Origin of the sequence: Myxococcus vastator, from assembly GCF_010894475.1 — a bacterium.
Lineage (GTDB): Bacteria > Myxococcota > Myxococcia > Myxococcales > Myxococcaceae > Myxococcus > Myxococcus vastator.
The window spans coordinates 1-2616 of record NZ_JAAIYB010000720.1; the positions used below are offsets into that span (position 1 = coordinate 1).

Below are 2616 nucleotides of genomic sequence, written 5' to 3' on the forward strand. Positions count from 1 at the left end.
CTGCTGCTGCCAGGACTGGGCGCGCGTGGCTCCGGCTTCCAGGCGCTGGCCCACCAGCTGTTGCCCTGGGCCCGTCCCCTCCTGGTGGAGTACCCCGAAGGCGAGGCGGCGGCCTGCGGCGCGGGCGCGTTGGCGCGGCAGGTGCTGCGGGCCGTGGGGGACGTGGACGCGGTGGTGGCCAGCTCCTTCGGGGGCATGGTGGCCGCGCACCTGGCGGCGGCCGGCGCGGCGCGAGGCGTGGCCTTCCTGGGCGCCTTCACCCGCACCGAGCACCTGGGCGTGCGCGGGCTCGCCATTGGGATGATGGGCCCCATTGCCCGGTGGGCCCGGCCGGGCGCGGTGGCGGCGGGGCTCGCGGCCTGGACGCCGGTGGCCTTCGCCCGGGTGCCCGAGGTCGTCCCCACCACGGCGCTGGAGCGCAGCTCCACGTGGCATCGCGCCCTGGCCATCCGGGGCGAGGCGCCCCCGCCGGAGCTGCGCAGGCTGCCGGTGTCCTGCGTCTGCATCCAGGGCACGCGGGACGTGCTGGTGCCTCCGTCCACGGTGGAGCGGCTGGTCGCGTCGCTACCGCCGGGAACGCCCCGGCACCTGCTGCGGGGCGCGGGGCATGTGCCCTACTTCACGCACCCGGAGGCGTGCGCCGGGCTCCTGCGGCCCTGGTTGGCGGCCCTGGGCGCGGCGGCGCACCCCGAAGTGGAGACCAGCGCCGCCTGACGCAGCCCGGCAGGGGCGGTGCGGGGCCGAGCCGAGCCGAAAGGGGGGATGTACGGATGGCGCGGGGCTCGCTACCTTTCGGGCGCCAATGCAGAACCGCCTCACGCGATTGCTCGTCACCCTCTTCGTTGTCTCCGCGACGCCCGCGCCCGCTGCCTCCGTGCAGGAGCCGGCGCCCTTCACCGTGCCGCCCTTCACCGTGCCGCTGCCCGCCACGGTGCTGGCGCCGCCCGCCGTGGGGCCGGTGTTGCCTGCGCCGCCGCCCGAAGTGGCGCGCAAGCACAAGGTGCTGCTGCTGGGGGACAGCCTCATCGCCACCGGCTTCGGGGAGTACCTCCAGGCTCAGTTGGATGCGCACCCGCGCATCCAGTCGGCCCGCCGCGCCAAGTCCTCCACAGGCCTGGCGCGCCCGGACTTCTTCGACTGGATGGACGTGGGCCGCGAGGAGGTGGAGCGGCACCAGCCGGACGTCGTCGTCGTCATCCTCGGGGGCAACGACGGGCAGTCGCTCCAGGACACCCAGGGCGGCAAGGCCATCCGCTGGGGACAGGCGGAGTGGGAGGCCGCCTACCGCCAGCGCATCAACGACTTCCTGGCCGTGCTCGCCTCACCTGGCCGGAAGATTGTCTGGCTGGAGCTGCCGACCACGGGGCTCAAGCGCTTCGAGCAGAAGCTGCGCATCATCCGCGCCCTCCAGCGTGAGGTCATCTCCTCCCGGCAGGACGCGGTGCACCTGGACACGCGCCCCTTCTTCACCGACGCGAAGGGACGCGCGCTGCGTCAGGCCCGGGTGGATGGCTTCCGCAGGCCCATGCGCCTGCGCATGGCGGACGGCGTGCACTTCACCGTCGCGGGCGGCCGTTACTTCGCCAACAAGGTGTACCCCGAGGTGCTGGGCGTGCTGGGCCTGCTCCAGCAGGGGTAGCGGCGCGGCGAAGGTCGCGTCAGCGTGGGCTCAGGGCGGTGACGAGCCGCTCGGCCTGCTCGCGGATGTCGCGGTGGGTGCTCGCCTGGGCGCGCTGGGCGTGCGTGAGCGCCTGGGCCTTGTCGCTGTCCGCCAGGGCCAGCGCCAGGTTGAGGTGGACGCCCGCGTCCTCCGGGTGGTGCTTCAAGGCCTCGGTGAGCACGGCGCGCGCGGCGGCGGCGCCACTGGGACGCGACAGGTGCAGCACCGCCAGGTCGTTGGCGGCGCCGGCCTCGGAGGGGTCCGAGGCCACGGCGGCCTCCAGCAGCTTCTGGGCCTCCGCGTCGTCACCCAGCTTGCGGCGCACCTTGGCCAGCGCCACGCGCACGGGCACGGACTCCGGGGCCTTGGCCAGCGCCTCGCGGAGGATGCGGTCCGCCTCCTCGTCCTTGCCGGCCACGAAGGCGGAGATGCCGTGCAGGTAGATGGCGTCCGCGCTGTCGGGAAGCTGGAGGCGCAGCTCGATGGCGGCGCGCATCGCCGCTTCGGGCGCGCCGGCCATCAAGCACAGTGAGGCGAACTCCCGGAAGAGGGCCGTCTCCCGGGGGCTGCGCAGGATGGCCTGCCGGAGCGTGACGATGGCCGCGCCCACGTGCCCTTGGAGGAGCTGCACCCGCGCGGCGAGCTGGAGCGGCAGGTGCTCCGTCTTGCTGGCCTCCGCGGCTTCTTGATAGCGGCGCAGCGCCCGGTCCAGCTGCTTGTCGCCCTGGAGCGCCATGCCCAGGTACGTCAGCGTCTGGGCGTTGCCGGGCTGCAGCGCCAGCGCGCGCTCCAGCTCCGGGATGGCGGCGGCGTACCGGTCATGCCCCAGCAGGGCGCGGCCGTGATTGATGACCTCGAAGAAGCCCGCCTTGGGCTGCGCGGCGAGCGCGGCCAGCAGGTCCAACTGGCGCGCATCACCCTTCTCCGCGTCCATCCGGGCCAGGTGGCTCAGGGCC

General features: G+C 74.3%; 3 protein-coding genes. 2 read left to right on the forward strand and 1 reads right to left on the reverse strand.

Features of this window, described 5'->3' with window-relative positions; all coding sequences use genetic code 11:
• Positions 1-714, forward strand: a 714-nt coding sequence (locus G4D87_RS36510; RefSeq protein WP_163787405.1) for an alpha/beta fold hydrolase, incomplete at its 5' end; no start/stop codon positions are given.
• Between the two features lie 88 nt (positions 715-802).
• Positions 803-1639, forward strand: a complete 837-nt coding sequence (locus G4D87_RS36515) for an SGNH/GDSL hydrolase family protein (protein WP_163787406.1) — start codon at positions 803-805, stop codon at positions 1637-1639.
• A 19-nt stretch (positions 1640-1658) separates the two neighbouring features.
• Here G4D87_RS36515 and G4D87_RS36520 read toward each other — a convergent pair.
• A partial coding sequence (locus G4D87_RS36520) for a tetratricopeptide repeat protein (RefSeq protein ID WP_163787407.1) occupies positions 1659-2616 on the reverse strand: 958 nt, incomplete at its 5' end.

Bases quoted from the DNA above. Each gene is read 5' to 3' on its own strand.
- G4D87_RS36515 (WP_163787406.1), top strand. From the start codon at position 803: ATGCAGAACCGCCTCACGCGATTGCTCGTCACCCTCTTCGTTGTCTCC.